The sequence below is a fragment of the Trueperaceae bacterium genome, from assembly GCA_031581195.1.
In the GTDB taxonomy this organism is placed as follows: domain Bacteria; phylum Deinococcota; class Deinococci; order Deinococcales; family Trueperaceae; genus SLSQ01.
The window spans coordinates 1-22,684 of the sequence record JAVLCF010000027.1; the positions used below are offsets into that span (position 1 = coordinate 1).

Here is a 22,684-nt window from a genome sequence, read left to right on the forward strand (position 1 = left end):
CCCTCGCCGCCCGCATCTGGCTGCCCGAAGGGGCGGAGGACGCCCCCGTCCCCGCGATCCTCGAGTACCTGCCCTACCGCCGCCGCGACCGTACCCGCGTCCGCGACGACGCCCACCACCCCTACATGGCGGGGCACGGCTACGCCGCGATCCGCGTCGACATGCGCGGGACCGGCGACGCCGAAGGCATCCTCCACGACGAGTACCTGCTGCAGGAACAGCTCGACGGCATCGAGGTCATCGAGTGGATCGCCCGGCAACCGTGGTGCGACGGCGGCGTCGGCATGATCGGCATCTCGTGGGGCGGCTTCAACGGCCTGCAGATCGCCGCGCACGCCCCCGAGGCGCTCAAGGCGGTCATCACGATGTGCTCGACCGACGACCGCTACGCCGACGACATCCACTACATGGGCGGCACCATGCTCACCGACAACTGGATGTGGGCCAACTCCATGTACGGCCGGAACTTCATGCCGCCCGACCCCGCCACGTTCGGGGAGGGCTGGCGCGAGACCTGGCTGAAGCGCCTCGACGAGGGCCGCTTCTGGCTCGAGCCGTGGCTCGAGCACCAGCGCCGCGACGCCTTCTGGGAGCACGGCTCCGTGTGCGAGAACCCCGCCGCGATCCGCTGCCCCGTGTTCGCGGTCGGCGGGTGGGCGGACGGCTACTCGAACGCCATCCCCCGCCTCCTCGAGACCCTCGACGTGCCCCGCCTCGGGCTGATCGGCCCCTGGGCGCACATCTACCCCGACCAGGGCGTCCCCGGCCCCGCGATGGACTTCATGGGCGAAGCGCTTCGCTGGTGGGACCGCTGGCTCAAGGGGGTGGAGACCGGCATCATGGACGAGCCGCAACTCCGCGCGTGGATCCAGGAGAGCCTCCCGCCCGACGCCGGCCACGCCGAACGCGAGGGCCGCTTCGTGGGGGAGCCGGCCTGGCCCAGCCCGAACGTCCAGCCGACCGCCCACCCCCTCGCCGAGGGGCGCCTGGCCGCGCCGGGCGAAGCGACCGAGGACGCCACCTGGACGGTCTCGAGTCCGGTCGGGACCGCCATGGAGGCGGGCGACTGGTGCAGCTACGGCAGCCCCGGCGACCTGCCCACCGACCAGCGCGCCGCCGACGGCAAGTCGCTCGTGTTCGACGGCCCCGTGCTGGACGCGCCCCTCGAGATCCTCGGCGCGCCGGTCCTGGAGGTGGCGCTCCGCAGCGACCAGCCGCAGGCCAACCTCTACGTCCGCCTCGAGGACGTCCGGCCGGACGGCGGCGTGAGCCGCGTCAGTTACGCCCTGTTCAACCTCACGCACCGCGACTCGCACGCCGAGCCCACCCCGCTCGAGCCGGGCGCGACGTACCCGGTGCGCATCCAACTCAACGACGTCGGCTACCGCTTCCCCGCCGGCCACCGCGTCCGCCTCGCGATCGCGACCGACGCGTGGCCGTTGGCGTGGACGTCGCCGTCGCTCGCCTCGATCGAGATCGACGCGAAGGACGGCCGCTTCACGCTGCCGGTCCGCCCGCCCCGCGACGGGGACGGCGAGGTGACGGTGCTGCAGCCGCCCCGCAACGCGCCGCCCACGCCGCGGACGTTCGTCGAGCCCACCTCCCTCGAGCGCGAGGTCACGTACGACGTCCTGACGGGGGAAACCACCCTCGAGGTCCGCGCCGACGGCGGGACGGTCGTCTTCCACGACACCGACGCGGTCGTCACCCTCGCGCAGGTGTTGCGGTACGTCCACCGCGGGAACGACCCCACGTCCGCGCGCACCGAGGCGCACAACGTCGTGCAGTTCCAGCGCGGCGACTGGGACGCGTCGTTCGAGACGCGGACCGGCATGTGGGCCGATGCCGACGCCTTCTACGCCTACTCCAAGGTCGACGCCTTCGACGCCGGTGAACGCGTCTTCGAACGCGAACGCGAAGAGCGGTACGAGCGCGACCACGTTTGACGCTGCACCACGCGGACCGGCGCACCCCGCGCCGACGCCGGACCCCGCGACGTTCTCGGCGCGCAGAACGGGAGATCGCATGACCCCCCGCACCCCCACGACCCAGACCCCCGCCGTCCGGCCTCTGGCCTGGCTCGCGGCGCTCGTCCTGCTGCTCGGCAGCGCCGTCGCGCAGGACGCCGACCCCGACACCCTGTCGGTCCGCGCGCGCAGCGGCATCGACATCGCCACGATGGATCCCGCGTACTACAACGGCAACGAGGAGTTCAACCTCGACCTGGCGATCTACAGCAAACTCATGCGCTTCGAGGAGGGCTCCGGCGAGGTCGTCCTCGACGCCGCGGAGAGCGTCGAGGTCAGCGAGGACGGCCTCACGATCGACTTCACCCTCAAGGAGGGCATCCAGTTCCACCACGGCTACGGGGAACTCACCGCGGAGGACGTCAAGTTCTCCTTCGAGCGGATCGCCGACCCGGCGAACGAGTCGCCCTACGCTTCGGAGTGGAGCACCCTCGACCGGGTCGAGGTGCTCGGGCCGTACGAGGGCCGCATCCACCTGAACGAGGTGTACGCGCCGCTGTTCACCTCCTCGATCCCGTTCACGACCGGCAGCATCGTCTCGAAGGCCGCCTTCGAGGACCGCGGGGAGCGCATCGCGACGAACCCGGTCGGTTCCGGCCCCTACGCGTGGGCGGCCTGGGAGCCGAACCAGGCGATCGTGCTGGAGCGGTTCGACGCCTACTACGGCGAGGCGCCGGACTTCGAGACGATCCGCGTCGAGCCGATCGTCGATCCCCTCATCGCGGAGTTCTCGTTCGACGTCGGTGAGCTCGACGCGACCGAGATCTCGCTCGAGTCGGTCGAGCGCTACCAGGAGGAGGACGACGTCGTCGTGACGATCCTCGACACCCTGCGCTACCACTGGTTGGGCTTCAACCAGTCCGCCGCGCCGTTCGACGACGTCCGCGTCCGGGAGGCGATCCGCTACGCCGTGAACGTCGACGAGATCCTCACCGGCGCCTACAACGACGTGCCGAACCGCGCGAACACGATGCTGGCGCCCGACGTGCTGGGCCACTGGGCCGACGCGCCGGCGTACCAGCCGGACCTCGAGCGCGCCCGCGCCCTGCTCGCCGAAGCCGGCTACGAGGGCGGCTTCGAGACGACGTTGATCACGAACGAGGTGCCCTACCACCAGCAGGCGATCGCCATCGTCCAGCAGCAGCTGGCGCAGGTCGGCATCGACGCCGAGATCCAGATCGTCCAGAACATGTACGAAAGCATCGGGCAGGGCGGCATGGAGGGCATCCACTACGCCAGCTTCTCCGCGGTGCTCGACCCCGGCTACTGGTTCGAGTGGTTCTCCTGCGACCAGGTCGGCGCCTGGAACTACTGGCACTGGTGCAACGAGGAGTACGACGCGTTGAAGGCGGAGGCGACCCGGACCTCCGACCCCGACGAGCGCGCTGCGGCGTACGTCCGCATGCAGCAGCTCATCGACGAGGACGTCGCGGCGATCTGGACCACCAACGGCGCCAGCGTGTACGTCCACCGCGAGGGCGCGGTCGACCCGTCGTTCGTCGCGAACTACGCGCAGTACCCGTTCTGGGACAAGCCGGCCGAGTAACGCACGGTCCGGTCCGCGTCGCTCCTGCGGCGCGGACCGACCCGGAAAGGATCCCCATGCCCGCCTCGTTTCAGGGGCCGACGTGATCGAGTTCGTCCTCCGCCGGCTGCTGGCCTCCGTCGCGACGGTGGTCGGCGCGATGGTCCTGTTGTTCACGGTCCTGCGTTCGATCCCGGGCGACCCGGCGATCGTGATGCTGGGCCCCCGCGCGACCGACGCGATGATCGCGTCGATGCGGGAGCGCATGATGCTGGACGAACCGATCCTCGTGCAGCTCGGGGCGTTCCTGGGGAACGTCGCGCGCGGCGACCTCGGGACCGACGTCCTCAACGACCGCTCCATCCTGGTGATGGTCGCGGAGGTCCTGCCCTACACGATCGTGCTGGCGGTGGGCAGCATCCTGCTGGCGGTCGCGATCGGCGTGCCCCTCGGGGCGTTCGCCGCCGCCTACCGCAACAGTTGGATGGACCGCGTCACGGCGTTCCTGTCGGTCGCCTTCATCACCGTCCCGCCGTTCGTGGCGGGGTTGCTGTTGCTCCTGGCGTTCTCGGTGCAGCTGCGTTGGTTCCCGGTCAGTGGCGGTGGGGCGCCCGGCGACCTGCTGGATCAGGCCCGCCACCTGGTGTTGCCCCTCGTCGCGCTCGCGCTCACGTGGGTCGGCTACATCGCGCGGTTGATCCGTTCCTCGGTCCTCGAGGAGATCGCCAAGGACCACGTGCGGACCGCCCGCAGCAAGGGCCTCGCGCCCGGGCGGGTGTTGTTCAAGCACGTCCTGCGCGGCGCGTTGATCCCCACGATCGCGGTGTTGGGCGTGGGGTTCGGGAACCTGCTCGGGGGCACGGTGCTGATCGAGATCATCTTCGCGCGCCCCGGCCTGGGGTACCTGATCCTCAACGCGATCGAATCGCGCAACTTCCCCGTGGTGCAGGGCGGCCTGGTGGTCGCGGTGTTCCTGTACACGATGGCGAACCTCCTGGCCGACCTGTCCTACGGCCTGGTGGACCCGCGGATTCGGCAGGCGTGACGTGACCACCCGAGCCGCCCCCCGCTTCCGCACGCGCCTGCGCCGCAGCCTCCTGGGGCGCCTCCTGCGCGACGCCACCGGCGCGACCGGGACGGCGTTCGTCGTCCTCATCGTGGTCCTGGCGCTCTTCGCGCCGTGGATCGCGCCGTACGAACCGCAGGAGATCGACGTCCTGCAACGCCTCGCCGGCCCCAACGCCGACCACTGGATGGGCACCGACCAGCTCGGGCGCGACACCTTCAGTCGCCTCGTGTACGGCGCCCGCCTGGCGCTGCTGGTCGCCCTTCCCTCGGTGCTCCTCGGGGCGGTGCTGGGCATGGTGCTCGGCCTGCTCGCGGGGTACTACCGCGGGTGGGTGGAGACGGTGCTGTTGTGGGTGTTCGACGTCGTCCGGTCGTTCCCGGCACTGTTGTTCGCGATCGCGATCATCACCCTGACCGGGCCCAGCCTGACGGTGTTGATCCTCATCATGGCGCTCACCCGCTTCCCCTCCTACGGGCGCCTCATCCGCGCGCAGACGCTGAAGATGCGCGAGGAGGAGTACGTGACCGCCTCGCAGGCGCTCGGGGCGTCGGCCAACCGGACGATGGGGCGCCACATCCTCCCGAACGCCGTCGCGCCGCTCTTCATCCAGGCGGCGATGGACATCCCCGTCGTCGTGACCTTCGAGGCGGGCCTGAGTTTCCTCGGGCTCGGCGTGCCGCCCCCCACCCCCTCGTGGGGCACGATCCTGCGGGAGGGCTACACGTACGTCCGGGCGACGCCCTGGATGATCCTGTTCGGCAGCGGCTTTTTGGTCGTCGCGACGCTCGGCTTCACGTTCTTCGCCGAAGCGCTCCGCGACCTGTTCGACGTCAAGGTCCGCAACGACGACGCGGCCTGAGCCCGGGCGCCCGTCGTGGGGCGGGGGCGCGTCGCACGGATGGACGCGCGACGCCTGACGTCGTACGGTCCAGGGCATGTCCCTTCTCGTGACCGCCGACCGCCTGCTGTCCGCCGATGGCACGTCGTTGCTCGACCGCCACGCCCTCCTCGTGGACCGCGGGTGGATTCGTGCGGTGGGTCCCGAACCCTCGCTGGCGCCGCGCGCCCGCGAACGACTCGATCTCGGAGACGCCACGATCCTGCCCGGTTTCGTCGACGCGCACACGCACCTGTCCGTTCGGCCCGGGGAGGGGGACCAGCACGGTCAGTTGGCTCGGCCCACGCCTTGGTTGGCGTTGCGGGCGGCCCAACACCTCGAGACGATCGTGGCCTCGGGGGTCACGACCGCTCGCATCATGGGGGAGCCGGGCGGGATCGACCTGGCCGCAAAGGACTTGGTCGACGCGGGCGACGTGCTGGGGCCGCGCCTCCGGGTGGCGGGACCCGCGCTGTCCGCCACGCACGGGCACGGGGTGGCGCTGGGGGTGGCGGATGGCGTGGACGGCGTCCGCGCTGCGGTGCGGCGCAACGTCGCCGCTGGTGCCGACCACGTCAAGATCTTCGTAACGGGCGGCGTGTCGAGTGCCTCCGGCGGGCTGTACGACCACCACTACACACGCGAGGAGGTCCGTGCCGTCGTCGAGGAGGCGCATCGCGTGGGGCGCCGGGTCGCGGCGCACGCCCACGGTGGGCCGGGCGTCACGATCTGCGCCGAGGAGGGCGTCGACTCGATCGAGCACGGAAGTCTGTTGACCGAGGAGAACGTGGACGCCATGGCGCGGCACGGGACGTCGCTGGTGCTGACGAAGTCGATCGCCTACCATCCCGACGGCATCGAGCGGGGAGATGCCTCGAATCCGGACGTGTTCGCGAAGTTGCGTGCGGCGCGGGAGGCGGACGCCGTGGCCTTCGAGCGCGTGCGGGCGGCCGGGTTGGCCTTCGCGGTCGGGACCGATGCGATGCATGGGTACTTCGGGGAGGAGGTCGTTTGGCTCGTCGATCGAGGCGTCCCCGTTGCGGAGGCGTTTCGGGCCGCGACGTGGGAGGGGGCGCGGGTGCTCGAGGAGACGCCCGACGTCGGGCGCCTCGACGTCGGGTACCGCGCGGACGTGGTGGCGCTCGAGGGGAACGCGTTCGCGTCGCCTCACGAGGCGGTGCGGTCGGTGCGGATGGTGATGCAGGCGGGACGGGTTCGCCTCGGTGCCGAGCCCGTCCCGACCTGAGGGTCCGTCAGCGCGCCCAGACGGTGTCGAGCACGCGCAGGGTGTTGCCTCCGATCACCTTGGCGACGTCCTCGTCCGCATAGCCGTGCGCGACGAGCCAGCGCACGATGTTGGGGAACGATTCGGTCGGGTTTTCGAGCCCCTCGACGTAGGGCACCTTTTCGTACTCGAGGGCGCCCTTCGACGCACCGAGCGACAGCTGGGCGGTGAGGGCGTCGTGAAGCCCGACGTGATCGCCGTACAGCGCGTCGGGGCCGAACGTGACGTGGTCGATGCCGACGAGGTCCACGCAGTACTCGAAGTGCTCCATGAACGATTCGATCGAGTGGCGCCGGTGGCGCTCGGTCAGGGTCGTGTGGGGGGCGGCTTCGATGCCGACGACGCCCCCCTTCTCCGCGCAGGCGCGGAGGACGTCGTCGGGCTTGAGGCGGCGCGAGTCCCAGAGGCCGCGTGCGCCGGAGTGGGTGATGAAGACGGGGGCGTCGCTGGCTTCGATCGTGTCGAGGCTGGTCCGGTCTCCGGCGTGCGAGACGTCGATCGCCATGCCCAGGCGGTTCATGCGGGTCACCGCCTTCCGGCCGAAGGTGGTGAGGCCGCCGTCGTGGGGCTCCTTGAGGCCGGAGCCGAGGGCGTTCGCCTCGCTGTAGGCGATCCCGAGGCAGCGCACGCCCAGCCCGTAGAGCACGTCGATGCGGTCGACTTCGTTCTCGATCATGGCGGCGCCCTCGAGGGAGACGACGAAGGCGATGCGACCCTCCTGCTTGGCGCGTCGAACGTCGTCGGTGGTCGTGGCGAGCGTCACCATGTCCTGGTGCGCGATGTCGGACAAGCGCATGCCGAGGTCGAAGATCACGTCGTCCCACTTCCAGCCGTTCTTGGAGGTGATCATGGCGGTGCCGTTCATCAGGTTGTCGAACACCGCGTCCAAGCCCGCCTCGGCGAGGCCCGCGTAGCCGGTCCAGTCGCGCCCCTGCCGACGAAAGGCGAGGAAGTCGTCGAGGTTCTCCGGCGCGACGAAGCAGTGATCGTGCAGCGAGATCACCAGGTTCTCCCGCACGAGGCGGCGAACGCGGGCCTCCTGCTCGTCGTCCACGGGGTAGCGGAACGCCGGAACACGGTCGGTCTGGCGCGCGAGGGGGTAGGCCACGTAGTCCTCCCCGGGGACCAGGTAGGCGAAGCTCTCGTAGCCGTCGTAGCGTTTGTCCTTCATCGTGGGCTCCTTTCGGGACCGACCGACGCGCTCAGCGAAACGCCGTTTCGGTGCACGAACCAAGCGTAGCGTGTCGTGGGGTGGGCGCGGCGGCGGGGGGTCAGACGAGCTCGCGATCGACGCGCCCGAGCCGCCGGGAGACGTCGTCCGCGGCGGTGCGTGCGAGGCGCAGGTGCCTCTCGCGGGTGGCGTCGTCGAGACGAGCGACCGGTCCGGCGACGCTGATCGCGGCGATGACGTCGCCCCGGTGGTCGCGGATGGGCGCAGCGATCGAGAAGGCGCCCTCGTCCAGGTCTTCGAGGGCCACGTGGTAGCCCTGGCGGCGCACGCGGGCGAGCTCCTCGCGAAGTTGCGCCGGATCGGTGGTCGTCTTTCGCGTGTAGCCGGTCAGCTCCCCGTCGAGGACGGCGTCACGCACCTCGTCGGGCGCGTAGGCCAACAGGAGAACGCTGCCGCCACCGGCGTGGAGCGGACCGTGCCGGCCCACCTCGGCGTAGAGGCGGAGGTAGGCCTGGGATTGGCGAAGTGCGATGCAGACGCTGCGCGTACGTTCGCGGACGATGAGGTGGACGTTCTCGCCGGTCGCTTCGGAGAGGCCGTCCATGATGGGCCCGGCGGTGTCCGGCAGCGACGCCTGCTCGCGAGCGTGGTCGCCGAGGAACAACGCGCGATAGCCGAGGCGGAACGTACGGGTATCCGGATCCTTGAGAACGTAGCCACGCTGCTCGAGGGTGAAGAGGAGGCGGAACACGTGACTCTTGGTCGACCCCATGAGGTCGGCGAGGTGCGTGACGCCGACGTCGGGGTGTTCCGCCAGGGTTTCGAGGAGATCGATCGCTCGGTCGACCGATGCGATGGTGTAGGACATCGAGGGCTCCCATCTCCGCTGCGTCGTCGCGCGCCAGTGTAGTCCATCCGCGCCGTGTTGACACCTCGGCGACCCCCCGCTACACTCGCGCATCGCCTCGACCGCCGCATAGTTATGATCGGAAACGGTGTTTCGAAAGGCGAAACGGAGAGAAGGAGGCGTCATGAACATTCTGTACCTCGTCCCCGGGCCGATGTCGCGCGGCAAGATGGGCCGCCAAGAGGTGGAACGACGGCGCGACGTCCTCCAGGCCATGGCTTTCCCCGGCACGAACGTCGCGATTCGTGACGTCCCCGAAGGGCCCCCTTCCATCGAATCCGCGTACGACGAACTGCTGTCCGTCCCTGCCACGCTCGACGGCATCCTTCAGGCCGAACGCGACGGTTTCGACGCCGTCATCCTCGGGTGCTTCGGCGACCCCGGCCTCGAGGCGGCGCGCGAACTCGTGACCATCCCGGTCATCGGACCGGGCGAGACGTCGCTCCTCACCGCCGCAGGGCTCGGCCACCGCTTCAGCGTCGTCACGATCCTCGACAACGTCGTCGCCAGTCAGGAACACCAGGCGCATCGCGCCGGCGTCCTCGACAAGCTGGCCTCGGTCGAGGCCATCGGCATCCCCGTCCTCGACCTGATGAACGATCGTGCGACCACCGTGGCCGGCGTCGTCGACGCGGGCCGACGCGCCATCGAGCGCCACCGCGCCGACACGCTGATGCTGGGCTGCATGACGCTGTCGTTCATGGGACTCGGTGCCGAGGTGTCGCGCGCGCTGGGCGTGCCCGTCCTCGAAGCCAACGCCGTCGCCCTCAAGGCCGCCGAGGCCCAGGTGGCCCTCGGCATCGCCCACTCGAAGGTCGCCTTCCCCCGTCCCCCGAAACTTCCCGAACCCCGCCCCACGGAGGTGGTCGCATGACGTCGCTCTTCCAACCCGCCGCTCTCTTCGCCCTGTGCTTGTCGTTGGTGGCGGGCGCGTTCGCCCAAGGCGACCACGTCCGCACCCTCGAGCTCCTCACGCGCCCCCAGGCCGCCGCGCCTCAGGAGTTCCAAAGCGCCCAACTGATCGCGCAGGCGTGGCGCGACCTCGGCCTCGACGTCGAGGTCGAGGCGATGCCGTGGGAGCAACTGGCCGACCAGGTCTGGTACGACCGCGACGCGTGGGACGCGACCGCGTGGCAGATGGTCGGCCGCCCCGAACGGGGGGATCCCGACGAGATCGTCTTCAACCTGTTCCACTCCAGCACCGCGGAGAGTGGCTACAACTTCATCGGCTACGACAACCCCTCGTACGACGCACTCGCCGAGGCGCAACGCGTGGAAACCGACCCCGACGCCCGCCAGGCGATCATCGCCGAAGCGCAGCAGGTGCTCGACGCCGACCAGCCGTACATGTTCCTCGTCCATCCGCAGGTCGCGTACGCGTTCCGTAGCGACGTGTGGGAGGCGGACACCGTCGTCGAACAAAACGGGATCGGCATCAAGAACTTTTGGACCTTCACCGGCGCCGAACCGTCCGGCGACCAGCGCGACATGATCCTGAACAGTGCCGACGTGGTCCAGGCGATCAACCCGCTCTACATCAGCGGTGCGGTCGACTCCTGGATCACCGAGTTGATTTGGGATCGGCTGTTGCGGGTCGGGCCCGACGGCCTTCCGCAACCGTGGGCGGCGGAATCGTACACGTGGGTCGACGAAACCACCATCGACGTCACCCTGCGCAGCGGCATGACCTGGCACGACGGGGAGCCCGTGACCGTGGACGACGTCGTCTTCTCCTTCGAAGCCCCCATGGGGGGTGAAGTGCCGATGTACGAGCCCTTCGTCTCGGGCATCGAGAGCGTCGAGGCGCTCGACGACGCGACCGTCCGCTTCGAACTGAAGCAGCCCTCCGCGGCGTTCCTCGTCACCAGCCTCGCGAAGGTCAACCTCGTTCCGAAGCACGTGTGGGACCCGATTCTCGCCGACCTGGCCGACGACCCCGACAACGCCGAGTCGTACCAGGAGGCGATGCCGATCGGGAGCGGCCCGTTCGAGTTCGTACGTTGGCGCCCCTCGGAAGAGGTCGTGCTCGCCGCGAACGGCGACCACTTCGCCGGCCCGTCCTACGACCGCTGGATCCTTCGCATCGTCCCGAACTCCGAAGCGGCGGTCGGGATGCTGCGCCGCGGCGAACTGAACTTCCTCAGCGCCTACGCCGGTGACCCGCAGGTGCTCGTCGACACCGCGGAGGGCGAGCCGATCGACGTCGTCGCCAGCACCGACATCGGGTTCCGCTTCATCGGCTTCAACCACCGGCGCCCGCCGTTCGACGACCCGGCGTTCCGCCAGGCGTTGTCGCAGGCGGTGAACCGCAACCTGATCGCGCAGGCCGCCTACCGCGGCTTCGCGGTGCCGTCGAACTCGCCCGTCAGCCCGGCGTTGCCGTTCTGGCACGACGAAAGCGTCATGGACCTCGAGACCGGTCTCGACGTCTCGAAGGCGATTCTCGAGGAGGCCGGGTACACGGTCGACGGGTCGGGCGCGCTTCGCTACCCCGACGGCGTCACCGAAACGCTCGCCGACTGACCTCCCGTTCGCGCCGCGCCCCGGACGATGCGTGCCATCGTCCGGGGCGTACCCAACCCGCGCATCCCCGCCCGACCCGGAGGGACCCCCCACCCCATGCGCACCGCCCGTCGCATCGCCAGTCGCTTCGCCCAGATGGTGTTCGTCCTCTGGGCGGTCGCGACGATCTTGTTTCTCGTCTTTCGCCTCATGCCCGGCAATCCGCTCGTGGCGTACATCGACCCCACGTTCACGGAGGCGCAACAGGCGGAGCTGCTCGAGCGCTTCGGGCTCGATCGACCGCTCCACGAGCAGTACGTCATCTATCTCGGCAACCTCGTGCAGGGCGACCTCGGAGATTCGTTCTTCTATCGCGACAGCGTGACGTCGCTGTTGTGGGACGTGTTCCCCAACACGCTGGCGCTGACCCTCGTCGCTCTCGTCATCGCCTACGTCGTGGGCGTGCTCTTCGGTGCGCTGCTCGCCTGGTTGCGCACCTCGAGGTTCGAGGGCGTCGCCATTCCCCTCGTCCTCCTGACGCGCGCCGCTCCGGAGTTCTGGTTGGGCATGATCCTGCTCGCCATCTTCAGTTTCCAACTCGGCTGGTTTCCCGCAGGCGGGGCCTTCACCGCGGGGTCGGAGGCGGCCGTGGGGCCGGGGCGGTTCTTCTCCCTCGATTTCCTTCGCCACCTGTTCCTTCCGGCGGCGACCCTGGCCATCTACCTGCACGGCCTCCCCCTTCTCCTGATGCGCTCGAACATGCTCGAGACGCTGAAGGAGGACTTCGTCACCATGGCCCGCATGAAGGGCTTGTCCACCTGGACGGTCCTGGTGCGCCACGCCGCGCGGAACGCATTGCTGCCGGTTCTGACCGCCTTTGCGCTCGGGATCGGCTACTCGATCGGCGGGAACGTCGTCGTCGAGACCGTCTTCTCCTGGCCCGGCATCGGACGGTTGTTGGTGCGCGCCGTCTCGGCGAGCGACTACCCCCTCGCCCAAGGGGCCTTCCTGATGATCGCGACGGTGATGGTGTTCATGAACTTCGTCGCCGACCTGCTCTACAACGTGCTGGATCCGCGGGTGAGCCAAGATGGCTGACGCGACGGTCCGGTTGCGGCCCTCGCGCCGCGCGGCGGCGTTCCGCAGCGTGCGTTCGCTGGCGAAGGTCCTGGTGTCCGATCGGTACGCCTTCACCGGTGCCCTCGTCTACGTCGTCTTCGTCGCGGTCGCCGCCTTCGCCGGCGTCCTTGCGCCCTACGAGCCGACCGAGATCCTGTTCACGCCCGAGGGAATGCTGGCCGCCGATCTCGCCCCCAACGCCGAGCACCCGCTGGGCACCACCAGTCTCGGCCGCGACATCTACTCCCAGCTCCTGTACGGGACCCGCAGCGCCCTCCTCGTCGGCCTGGTCGCAGCGTTCTTCGTGGTCGCCATCGGCACCGTCGTCGGCCTCGTCGCGGGCTACATGGGCGGCCTCGTCGACACGGTGCTCATGCGCATCACCGACGTCGCCTTCGGCATCCCCTTCCTCCCCTTCGTGATCGTGCTCTCCGCCTTCCTGGAGCCCAGCATCTGGAACGTGGTCCTTGCGATGTCGCTCATCCTGTGGCGCGACACCGGTCGCGTCATCCGCTCCCAGGTGTTGACGGTGAAGCACCGCGCGTTCGTCGAGGCCGCCCGCGTGTCGGGATCGTCGACCCCGCGCATCCTGTTCGTCCACATCGCCCCGAACGTGCTCCCCATCAGCCTCCTCTACGGCTCCATCGCCGTGGGGTGGGCCATCCTGACCGAGGCGAGCATCTCCTTCCTCGGGTTCGGTGCAACCGACCAGATCTCCTGGGGGTACATGCTTCAGGACGCCTACGTCAGCCAAGCCCTCTCGCGGGGGGCGTGGCACTGGTTCGTGCCTCCCGGTCTCGCCATCGTCGCCATCGTCGTCGCCGGCTTCTTCATCAGCCGCGGGTACGAGGAACTCCTCTTTCCGAAACTCAAGGACTGACGCCGTGCTTCTGGAAACCCACGACCTCACCATTCGCTACCGCACCCCGCAGGGGGACCTTCGTGCCGTCGACGGCGTCGATCTCGTCGTGCCGGAGGGCGAGATCGTCGGTCTCGTCGGCGAGTCCGGCTGCGGCAAAACGACGCTCGCCCGATCGCTCATCGGCGTCATGGCCGGGAACGCCTCGATCGAGCGGGGCGAGATCCGTTTCGAGGGGCGCGACCTCGTCGCCGCGGGGTCACGCGCCTGGAACGACCTCCGTTGGCGTGACGTGGCGTACATTCCGCAGAGCGCCATGAACTCGCTCGATCCGGTGTACCGGGTCGGCGACCAACTCCTCGAGGTCCTCGTGCGGCGCGGCGGCATGCGGCGCGCCGCGGCGCGGGCGCGTTCCGAGGAGCTGTTCGCGTTGGTCGGCATCGAAGCCAACCGCCTGCGCGACTATCCGCACGAGTTTTCCGGGGGGATGCGTCAACGCGCCGCCATTGCCCTGGCCCTCGCGCTCGATCCGAAACTCGTCATCGCGGACGAGCCGGTCACCGCCCTCGACGTGATCGTGCAACGCCAGATCCTCGATACCCTCAACGACCTCCAGAAACGCCTCGGGATCTCGGTGTTGCTGGTCACGCACGACATCAGCGTCGTGGCGTACGTCTGCGACCGCGTCGCCGTCATGTATGCCGGCAAGGTCGCCGAAGTCGGTCCCGTCGACACCGTGCTCGGTCGGCCCGTGCATCCGTACTCGATGGGCCTGATGAACGCCTTCCCCGACCTGGGGCGGGCGGCGCGTACCCTCGTACCCATCGAGGGGGCGCCCCCCGACCTCCACGCGCCGCCCGAAGGGTGCCGGTTCGCTCCCCGCTGTCCCTTCGTCGAGCCCCGCTGCGCGACGCAGCCCGCGCTCGTATCGCTCGACGAGGGGCACGCCGCCGCCTGCTGGCGGCACGACGATGCCGAGGCGTTGCGGCGCGAGGCGAGCGAGGTGACGACGTGGCAGACGTGACGAACCTGGTGGAGGTCCGAGGCCTCACGAAACACTACGAACGCCGTGGCACGCCGTTCGCACGCTTCGGAGCCGCACCCGAGGTCGTCCGAGCCGTGGACGGCGTCGACCTCACGATCCGGCGGGGTGAGGGCGTCGGCTTGGTCGGCGAGTCCGGGTGCGGGAAGACGACGACCGGTCGGCTGTTGCTTCGCCTCATCGAGCCCAGCAGCGGCAGCATTCGCTACGACGGCGCCGACGTCGGCGCGATGGGTGCGGCCGACCTCGCGGCGTTCCGGCGTCGCGCGCAGTTGGTGTTCCAGAATCCGTTCGAGGCGCTCAACCCTCGCTTCACCCTGTACCGCTCGCTCGTCGAGCCGCTCGCCAACGCCGGGGTCCCCGACGCCGACCACGAGGCGCGCATCCGGCGTGCGCTCGACCGCGTGCATTTGCGCGAACCCGATCGCCTGCTCGACAAGTTCCCTCACCAGGTCAGCGGAGGGCAGTTGCAACGTGTCGTCCTCGCCCGGGCGCTGGTGCTCGATCCCGAATTCATCGTCGCGGACGAGCCGGTCTCGATGCTGGACGTCAGCGTGCGCGCGGGCATCCTGAACGTGCTGCGCGAAGCCAAGCGCGACCTGGGGCTGACCGCGGTCTACATCTCGCACGACCTCGCCCTGGTGAGGTACGTGTGCGAGAGGACCGTCGTGATGTACCTGGGACGCGTGATGGAGGACGGGCCGACCGAGTCGGTGGTGCAGAACCCCGCTCATCCGTACAGCAAGGCTCTCGTGGCGGCGGTGCCGACCCCCGATCCGCAGCAGGAGCACGTGGCGTTGCCGATCCTTCCGGGTCGGCCGGACGCGACGGCGGTCCCGTCCGGATGCCCATTTCGCGAACGATGCCCCGAGGCGCACGCCCGGTGTGCGGAGGAGGTGCCCGCCGCGCACGAGATCGCACCGAATCACGTCGTGCACTGCCACCTGTTCGACGCATGAGGTCCGGACCGCTGGCCGGCCGGGAGGTGCCCTTCGACGTGCCGCTCGACGATCTCGTCGGGCCCCTCGACCGCGGCGATCGCGAGGCGATCCTGGCAGGGATCGAGGGGGTCTCGTCGGCCGCGAACCTGCAGCCGTGGCACGTGCAGGTGTTGGACGCCGACGCCGTGGCGGCGGCGGCGGCGCACGCCCTGGACGCCCTCGGTCGGCCGACCCCGAACCATCGGGGGCGCGCCTTGCGGGACGTGCCGTGGGTGCTCGTCGTGTCGATGGACGTCGGTCGCGCCAAGGCCCGGTTCGGAGAGCGGGGCGCCCACCTGTTCGGCGTGCAGGACGTCGCCGTGGCCTGCAGCGAACTGCGTCGCGCCGCCTGGCGTCGGGGCGTCGCCAGCCACTGGGTGCGGGAGATGGCGTGGGGGGCGGTCGGCGAGACGCTGGGGCTGTCGCCCCGCCGACGGCCGCAGGCGCTTCTGGCGTTCGGACGGCCCGCGCCGGGTGCAGCGCTCGAACCGCCGCCGTCGCTGCGGTGGCGTGACGTGGTGGACGCGACGGGCGGGGAGGTGTGAACGCCCTCGACGCCATTCGGGCGCGGCGGAGCGTGCGGGCGTTCGCGCCCGAGCCGGTCCCGGACGCGGTCGTGCGCGACGTCGTCGACGCAGCGCGATGGGCGCCGACGAGCGGGAATGCGCAACCGTGGATGTTCCTGCGCGTGCGCGATCCGGTCAAACGCGATGCGTTGGTCGCGACGACCTACGGCGGGTACGCCCGGAGTGCGCCGGAGCAGGCGTGGTTGCGGACCGCGCCGGAGCTTCTGCTCGTCTGCGTGGTGCCGTTGCGCACGATGGCGCGGTACGGCGAAGAGGGCCGCGCCTACGCGCGCCTCGACGTTGCCGCCGCCGTCCAGACGGCGTTGATCGCTGCCACGGCGTACGGACTCGGGAGCGCTTGGGTCGGTGGCTTCGACGCCGAAGCGGCCCGGACCGCTCTCGCCCTTGATCGCGATCTCGAGCCGTTGGCGATCGTTGCGCTCGGTTCCCCGGCGGAACGTGCCGGGGAACCGTACCGGTTGCCTCTCGAGGACGTGCTACGCGAGGTGTGACGTCCCGTGGGTGCCACGCGGGATGCCCTCAGGCCAGAACGGCGTCGACGGCGACGCGTGCGGCGCGCAACGTGGCGACCACCCGATTGCGGCCGCGGAGCAGCGACGTCGTGGCGAAACGGCGATCGTCGCCCGTCATCGTGTCGAGCCGTTCCGCGTCGGCCAGGTCGGGGAGTGGGGGGATCGTCAGGGCGGGGTCGTGATCGAACCGGGGGCGCGTCGTGTAGTCCAAGGCGATGAGGTCCCGCGACAGCCGCTTGAGCAGGTCATTGACCGCAGGGGCGGGGAGGTCACCGGCGTCGATGCGTTGCGCGAGCTCGTCGAGTCGGTCGAGCAACGCTTGGGCCGCTTCCCCTGCCGGCCCGAGGTCGAAGGCGTTGCCCGCCGCCGCCTGGTAGCGCTGGATGGTGGCGAGGAAGCCGCGGACCGTCGCTCGGAAGTCGAGCGGAAGCGTAGGGGCGGTGGCGTTGCGGTAGACGGCGAGCAGGTAGATGCGCACGTCCTTCTCGAGGATGTCGCGGTCGGCGACCTCGAGGGTGTCGTGTTCGGTGTGCCAGGCGATGTTTCCGCCGCAGCCCCCGACGCCGTAGTACCCCTTCTCGGCCCGCACGTCGTCCGGCATGGTCGAGAGGAGCATGAAGTACCCGCTGAGCCCGAGGTTGTTGAACGAGTAGTCGCCCGCCTGGTGGGCGCGCTCGGCGTGTAGGGGTTGCCCCACGGCGTCCTCGATGACCCGTGCGGCGAACGCTTCGGTATCCGCCGTCAGGGAAACGTCCTTGTACTCCGTCGCCCAGCGGCAGCCCGGAGAGTCGCAGTTGACTTGAGCGACGCAGCGCTCGACGAGGTCGACGGCGAAGGCGTCGGCGTACCAGGTGCTGCCGGCGTACCGGCCGGTCGAGTGGCCGGGCCACCAGGCGATGCGGACGCCACGCTTCAGGTCGTGGCGATGGGCGTACAGCAGGCGCGCGACTTCGAGCAGCGTCGCGTCGCCGGTGGCGTTGTCGCCGACGCCGACGTCCCAACTGTCGTAGTGCCCGTGGAGCAGCACGAAGTCGTCGCTCTCGGTCCCCTCGATGCGGACCTCGGGGACCTTGCTCTCGAACCAGCCGGACTCCATGGTGACGGCGACCGTCGCCGATTCGCCGCGTTCGGCGCGGGCCTTGAGGGCGTCGCCGTCGGGGCGGTTGACGTTGATGGCGGGCACGTGGGGCGCGCCGTCCTTCTCGTCGACGCCGGGCGTCCCCCACACCGACGTACAGGTCCCCCAGTGTGCGTCGGCGCCGGGGTTGATGGCGATCACGGCGAGCGCACCCAGGCGGGCGAGGTTCGTCACCGTTGCGGGGCTGGCGAACCCTTCGGTAATGGCGATCTTGCCGGCGACGTCGCTTCGCGCCGCCGCCTGAGCGTCGAACGTGTCGAAGACGTCGTCGCTGCCGGACGCGAAGCCGGCAGGGACGTACGTCAGAGGACCGTGGACGCCGTCGCGCGCGTCGGCACAGCCGGCGGGCGCCTTCCCGCCGAACGTCGCGCCCTCGGCGCGGACCTCGGCGTGGTGGGGGATCGTGAGGTAGAGCGTCGGCGCGTGCATCGTGACCGGAACGCCGTGAGCGCGGAGGCGCTCGGCGATGAGGTCGGCCGCGTCGTTGACGTCGGTGGGATGGACGCGGGGACGGGTGGCGAAGGTCTCCACGAGATCCCACGGGACGTTCATGTCGATGGCGTCGAGGAGACGTCGTTCGGCGTCGGTCACGAAAATCCTCCTAGGTGTTTTGCAGAGCAAAACACTGTTTTATATGTGCTTACGGTATCACGCCGTTCCCGCGCGTGGCACGACCGCCGGGCGAGGGCCAGGGCGTCACGCCCCCTGCGGGTCGAAGGCGTCGCGCAGGCCGTCGGCGAGGAGCTGCAGCGACAGCGTCGCGCTCGCGAGCGCCAGGCCGGGACCGACGGCGGCCCACGGCTGTCGCGTCAACAGCGCCCGCGCGTCCTGCAGGACGTTGCCCCACGTCGGCGTGGGGAGCGACACGCCGACCCCCAGGTAGGAGAGCGACGCCTCGACCAGCAGGAACGTCACCATCGTCGTCGCGAGCTGTACGAGGACCGGGCCCGCCATGAGCGGTGCGACGTGGCGGACGGTCGTCCGCCAGCGCGTCGCCCCGAGCGCCTCGGCGGCGGTCACGTGATCCGCGCTGCGGAGCGAGCGCGCGAAGCCCCGCACGAGACGGAAGTACAGCGGGGCGCCGGCGACGGCGAGTGCGCCGAGCGTCTGCAGCGTCCCGCCGCCCAGCCCGGCGACGACGAGCAACACGAGGAGGAAGCCGGGGAACGCCAGGAGGGCGTCGAAGGCCCGCACGAGGACGGCGTCGACGCGGCGGCCGGCGGCGCTCGCGGCGAGGCCCGCCGCCCCCCCGAGGAGGAGCGTCGCGAGGGCCGCGCCGACCGCGATGACGAGCGACACCCGCCCGCCCGCGAGGGTGCGGGCGAGGACGTCGCGGCCGAGCCCGTCGGTGCCGAGCGGGTGCCGGGCCGAGGGTGCGGCGTACGTCGCGCCGTAGTCGGGGTCGAGGGGGTCGTGCGGCCACACCTCGGGCCCGAGGAGGGTGGCGAGGAGGACGAGGGCGAACAGCGCTAGGCCGGCGCGAAGCCGGGGGGGCGTGCGACGGAGGCGGGTCACGCGTCGCGCACCCGGGGGTCGGCGGCGGCTTGCGCGACGTCGGCCGCGACGTTGGCGAGGACGTACACGCCGACCGCGAGAAGGGTGGCGCCCTGGACGACCGGGACGTCGCGCGCCCCGATCGCCCCGATCAACGTCGCCCCGAGCCCCGGGAGGCCGAACACCTGCTCGACGACGATCGTCCCCGTCAGTAGGCCGCCCGCCTCCAGCGCGACGAGGGGCAGCAGGGCGGGGAGGGCGTTGGCGGCGAGGTGGCGGGTTTGCCGCAGCGGGCCGGCCCCCTTCGCGCGGACGGTGCGCATCCAGTCGGCTCGGCGTCGCTCGAGGGCGGTGGCGCGCACGACCCGCGCGAGCTGCGCGGCGCGGGGCAGCGCCAGCGTCGCGACGGGCAGGATCAGGTGCGTCGCCCACGCCCCGACGCCGCCGTCGCTGGGGAGGCCGAGGAGCGGCAGGACCGGCCAGGTGACGGCGAAGGCGAGGAGCAACACGAAGCCGATCCAGAACTCGGGGAGCGCCAGGCCGGCGGTGGTGAACGCCAGGACGCCGCGATCGACCGCGCCGCCCGGGCGGGCGGCGGCGGCGAGCCCCAGCCCCACCCCGACCAGCAGCGAGGCCGCCAGCGCCGACGCGGCCAGGGCGGCGGTGACGGGGAGGCGTTCGGCGAGGATCGTGGCGACGGGGCGGCGTTCGCGGTACGACGTGCCGAGGTCGCCCTGCACCAGGTCGCCCCACCAGGCGCCGTAGCGGACCCAGGTGGGGGCGTCGAGGCCCAACTCGGCGCGGATCGCGGCGCGCGCCGCGTCGCTCGCGTCGGTCCCGCCGCGCACGGCGGCCGCATCGCCGGGCAGCGCGTCGGTCGCGAAGAACACGAGCGTCGCGACGAGGGCGGCGGTGACGGCGAGCGCGCCGAGGGTGCGGAGGAGGTAGACGGGAAGCCCCATGGAGGTCCGACGGGGGCGGCGGGGGCGCCGGGGTCGGTCCCCGGCGGCCCCGCGCGGTCCCGCGTCAGTCCAGCGTAACGGAGCGGAGGTCGAAGCTGTCGAGCAGCGGCGTGATCCAGAAGCCGTTCACGTCCGCGCGCTGCGCGTAGCTTCGGTTCGACGCGCCGAAGTACACGAACGGCGGGTTCTCGTGCATCCGCGTCAGCACGTCGGCGTACAGGGTGCCGCGCGTCTCGCGGTCGCTGACCTGCGCCGCTTCGGCGAGCAGGTCGACCGCTTCCGCGTCGTCCCAGCCGGTGTAGGTCGCGTCGGGGTCGCCGTAGCCGCCCAGCCGCCCGGTCGGGTCGAGCTTGCCGGTGTGCCCGATGACGGTGAGGTCGAAGTCGCGGGGTCCGCCGTACACCTCGCCGAGCCACACGCCCCACTCGACGACGCGGATCTCGACGTCGATGCCGACGTCCCCGAGCATGTCCTGCACGATCTGGCCCGCCTGGACGTGCACCTCGTACGGCTGCGGGAGCGCCATGTCGAGCGTCAGGTCGTCGGGGACGCCGGCTTCGTCGAGCAACGCGCGGGCGCGCTCGGGGTCGTAGCCGTACGGCTCGACGTCGCCGGGCAGCCAGGGGCTGCCGGGCTCCATGAAGGTGCCGGTCGGGGTGCCGCCGCCGTAGGCGACCTCGAGGACGGTCTCGGCGTCGACGGCGAGGTTCAGCGCGCGGCGGACGCGGGCGTCCTCGAGGTAGGGACGACGGGTGTTGATCGACGTCACCAGCACCGTGCCGGAGGGCTCCTGGACGAGCTCGACGTCGGGGTTGCTCTCGAGGGTGGGGAGGTCGGCGGTGGCGGGGTCGGCGATGACGTGGAAGTCGCCGGCGAGGAGGCCCTGGGCCTGCACGGCGGCGTCCTCGACGAAGCGGATCTCCGCGGCGTCGATCGCCGGGGCGCCGGCGAAGTAGTCGGGGTTCGCCTCGAGGCGAACGTAGCCGTCGCGGACCCACATATCGAGGCGGAAGGCGCCGGTGCCGACCGGGTCGGTGCCGAAGTCGTGGCCGGCCTCGAGCTTCTCCGACGGCAGCATCGCGCCCCAGCCCGACGCGAGGCTGGCGAGCAACGCCGGCGCGGGCCGGCTCAGCTCGAGCCGGACGGTGCGCGGATCGACGGCGACGACGGCGTCGATCGCCTCGAACTCGTCCGCCTTGGGGGAGACGTCGGGGTCGGCGATGCGGTTCAGGCTGGCGACGACGTCGTCGGCGTCGAACGCGGTGCCGTCGTGGAACGTCGCTTCGTTCAGCGTGAAGGTCCAGGTGAGGCCGTCTTCGCTGACGGTCCAGTCGTCGGCGAGGAGCGGCTGGAGGGTGCCGTCCTGGGCGACCTCGACGAGGGTGTCGTAGATCGACTTGGCGATCTGGAAGGCGCTCGTCGCCGAGGTCGCCTGCGGGTCGAGGGTGTCGGGTTGCGCGCCGCTGGCCACGACCAGCGTCTGCGCGAGGCCGCCCGCGGGGAGGGCGAGCGCGAGGGTGAGGGTGAGCGAGCGGGTGAGGGAGCGAACGGCTCGGTGCATGGAGTCCTCCGGAGGGGGTGGGGGCCGCGCGGCCGACGCGGACCGACCCTGAGAGTGCACGCGCGCCCCGGGGCGCGACGACGGGGAGAGGCTATCGACCCGGCGTCAGACGCCGGTCATGCGTAGCAGCCGGTCGACGAGCCCACGGTAGCCCGGCCCGAACAGGCGGAGGTGCACGAGGGCGGGCTCGAGTTGGTAGATCGGGCGTCGCTCCCCCGCGTCGGGGGGCGCGCCGTACGCGGCGTCGAGGGTGGGGCCCGGACGCCCGAAGAGGTGCAGCATCGCGAGGTCGACCTCGCCGTGCCCGCGGTACGCCGCGGGATCGATCAACGCCGTGACGCGCCCCCCGGAGGCGAGGACGTTGCCGGTCCACAGGTCGCCGTGCAGCAGCGCGGCGGGCGGGTGCGCCGGGAGGCGCGCGTCGAGGGTGCCGGCGAGTCGCTCGACGCGGGCGGCGAGGTCGGGGGGGAGGTGTGGGAGGTGGGCCGCGAGGCGCCGCTCGGCCCAGAAGCGGGGCCAGGCGTCGGTCCAGGCGTTGGCGAGGACGACGTCCCCGAAGGCGGCGTCCTCGTCCCATCCGTAGGCGGTCCCGACGTCGGCGTGGAGGCGGGCCAGCACCGCGCCGAGGTCCTCCCAGGTCGCGGCGTCGAGGCGGCCTGCGTCGGGGACGTCTTCGAGGACGAGGACGTCGTCGTCCACGTGCAGCACGTCGGGCGTGGGGGCGCCCGCTACGCGGAGGGCGGCGAGCATGCGCGCTTCGCGCCGCAGGCCGGTCCCGGCCTTCGCGACGACCGTGCGGCCGTCGTCCAGGGTCACCCGCCGCACCGCGCCGAGGTCCCCGCCGCCGAGGGGGGCTTCCCGGACGACGCGTCTTCCGAGCGCCGCGGCGATGCGGGTGGCGAGGGGGGTGGGCACGCCCCGAGGGTACGTCAGGCGCGTTCGGGGCGGTCGAACACCCACACGGGGGGGTCGTCGTCCTCGTCGTCCGTCGCGGCCTCGGGGGCGGACGGGTGGGTGGGTTCGATCCCGGTCCGTTCGAACTCCGCGGCCTCCGCGTCGTCGCGGCG

The 22,684-nt window shown here is 71.1% G+C and carries 20 protein-coding genes; 13 read left to right on the plus strand and 7 right to left on the minus strand.

Translation table 11 applies throughout. The features are described from left to right. The 5 genes from RI554_03940 to RI554_03960 form a co-directional block, all read left to right on the plus strand. On the plus strand, nucleotides 1-1,946 hold a 1,946-nt coding region (locus tag RI554_03940; GenBank protein MDR9391160.1), incomplete at its 5' end, for a CocE/NonD family hydrolase. A gap of 79 nt (nucleotides 1,947-2,025) precedes the next feature. After that, nucleotides 2,026-3,573 carry an ABC transporter substrate-binding protein gene (locus RI554_03945; GenBank protein MDR9391161.1) on the plus strand — a complete coding sequence of 516 codons (1,548 nt, stop codon included), beginning with the start codon at nucleotides 2,026-2,028 and terminating at the stop codon, nucleotides 3,571-3,573. An 82-nt stretch (nucleotides 3,574-3,655) separates the two neighbouring features. Then, nucleotides 3,656-4,597, plus strand: a complete 942-nt coding sequence (locus RI554_03950) for an ABC transporter permease (GenBank protein MDR9391162.1) — start codon at nucleotides 3,656-3,658, stop codon at nucleotides 4,595-4,597. 1 nt (nucleotide 4,598) lies between these two features. After that, a complete protein-coding gene (locus RI554_03955; GenBank protein MDR9391163.1) occupies nucleotides 4,599-5,480 on the plus strand; it encodes an ABC transporter permease in 882 nt (293 codons plus the stop codon). A gap of 76 nt (nucleotides 5,481-5,556) precedes the next feature. Then, nucleotides 5,557-6,744, plus strand: coding sequence for an amidohydrolase family protein (locus RI554_03960; protein ID MDR9391164.1), 1,188 nt, complete (start codon nucleotides 5,557-5,559; stop codon nucleotides 6,742-6,744). A 7-nt stretch (nucleotides 6,745-6,751) separates the two neighbouring features. On the opposite strand, the gene RI554_03965 is transcribed toward RI554_03960, so the two are convergent. After that, nucleotides 6,752-7,954: a membrane dipeptidase gene (locus RI554_03965; protein MDR9391165.1), complete on the minus strand. Its 1,203-nt coding sequence runs from the start codon at nucleotides 7,952-7,954 to the stop codon at nucleotides 6,752-6,754. Nucleotides 7,955-8,054: 100 nt separating this feature from the next. After that, entirely contained in the window at nucleotides 8,055-8,822 is a 768-nt protein-coding gene (locus tag RI554_03970; protein MDR9391166.1) for an IclR family transcriptional regulator, read from the minus strand. A gap of 163 nt (nucleotides 8,823-8,985) precedes the next feature. Here RI554_03970 and RI554_03975 point away from each other — a divergent pair, with 163 nt between their 5' ends. The 8 genes from RI554_03975 to RI554_04010 all read left to right on the plus strand — a co-directional run bounded on the left by RI554_03975 (nucleotide 8,986) and on the right by RI554_04010 (nucleotide 16,441). After that, nucleotides 8,986-9,735, plus strand: a complete 750-nt coding sequence (locus RI554_03975) for an aspartate/glutamate racemase family protein (GenBank protein MDR9391167.1) — start codon at nucleotides 8,986-8,988, stop codon at nucleotides 9,733-9,735. After that, nucleotides 9,732-11,384 (plus strand): ABC transporter substrate-binding protein, encoded by a 1,653-nt coding sequence (locus RI554_03980; GenBank protein ID MDR9391168.1) that lies wholly within the window; start codon nucleotides 9,732-9,734, stop codon nucleotides 11,382-11,384. Before RI554_03975 ends, RI554_03980 begins: the two co-directional genes overlap by 4 nt. A gap of 96 nt (nucleotides 11,385-11,480) precedes the next feature. Then, nucleotides 11,481-12,461, plus strand: a complete 981-nt coding sequence (locus RI554_03985; protein MDR9391169.1) for an ABC transporter permease — start codon at nucleotides 11,481-11,483, stop codon at nucleotides 12,459-12,461. Beyond that, nucleotides 12,454-13,362, plus strand: a complete 909-nt coding sequence (locus RI554_03990; GenBank protein MDR9391170.1) for an ABC transporter permease — start codon at nucleotides 12,454-12,456, stop codon at nucleotides 13,360-13,362. The genes RI554_03985 and RI554_03990 overlap by 8 nt, the downstream gene beginning before the upstream one ends. 4 nt (nucleotides 13,363-13,366) lie before the next feature. Beyond that, nucleotides 13,367-14,365, plus strand: coding sequence for an ABC transporter ATP-binding protein (locus RI554_03995; GenBank protein MDR9391171.1), 999 nt, complete (start codon nucleotides 13,367-13,369; stop codon nucleotides 14,363-14,365). After that, nucleotides 14,353-15,342: an ABC transporter ATP-binding protein gene (locus RI554_04000; GenBank protein ID MDR9391172.1), complete on the plus strand. Its 990-nt coding sequence runs from the start codon at nucleotides 14,353-14,355 to the stop codon at nucleotides 15,340-15,342. The genes RI554_03995 and RI554_04000 overlap by 13 nt, the downstream gene beginning before the upstream one ends. After that, nucleotides 15,339-15,908: a nitroreductase family protein gene (locus tag RI554_04005; GenBank protein MDR9391173.1), complete on the plus strand. Its 570-nt coding sequence runs from the start codon at nucleotides 15,339-15,341 to the stop codon at nucleotides 15,906-15,908. The genes RI554_04000 and RI554_04005 overlap by 4 nt, the downstream gene beginning before the upstream one ends. Continuing rightward, nucleotides 15,905-16,441 (plus strand): nitroreductase family protein, encoded by a 537-nt coding sequence (locus tag RI554_04010; GenBank protein MDR9391174.1) that lies wholly within the window; start codon nucleotides 15,905-15,907, stop codon nucleotides 16,439-16,441. Before RI554_04005 ends, RI554_04010 begins: the two co-directional genes overlap by 4 nt. Before the next feature lie 28 nt (nucleotides 16,442-16,469). Here the strand turns inward: RI554_04010 and RI554_04015 are convergent, their stop codons facing one another. From RI554_04015 to RI554_04035, 5 genes are all read right to left on the minus strand, one after another. Further along, on the minus strand, nucleotides 16,470-18,191 hold the full coding sequence (locus RI554_04015; protein MDR9391175.1) for a M28 family peptidase: 1,722 nt from the start codon (nucleotides 18,189-18,191) through the stop codon (nucleotides 16,470-16,472). Nucleotides 18,192-18,296: 105 nt separating this feature from the next. Then, nucleotides 18,297-19,115, minus strand: a complete 819-nt coding sequence (locus RI554_04020) for an ABC transporter permease (protein MDR9391176.1) — start codon at nucleotides 19,113-19,115, stop codon at nucleotides 18,297-18,299. After that, a complete protein-coding gene (locus tag RI554_04025) occupies nucleotides 19,112-20,056 on the minus strand; it encodes an ABC transporter permease (GenBank protein ID MDR9391177.1) in 945 nt (314 codons plus the stop codon). Before RI554_04025 ends, RI554_04020 begins: the two co-directional genes overlap by 4 nt. Before the next feature lie 64 nt (nucleotides 20,057-20,120). Continuing rightward, a complete protein-coding gene (locus tag RI554_04030; protein MDR9391178.1) occupies nucleotides 20,121-21,617 on the minus strand; it encodes an ABC transporter substrate-binding protein in 1,497 nt (498 codons plus the stop codon). A 105-nt stretch (nucleotides 21,618-21,722) separates the two neighbouring features. Beyond that, the gene (locus RI554_04035) at nucleotides 21,723-22,532 is read right to left on the minus strand and encodes a fructosamine kinase family protein (protein ID MDR9391179.1); all 810 of its coding nucleotides are present in this window, start codon (nucleotides 22,530-22,532) and stop codon (nucleotides 21,723-21,725) included. Between the last annotated feature and the right edge of the window lie 152 nt (nucleotides 22,533-22,684).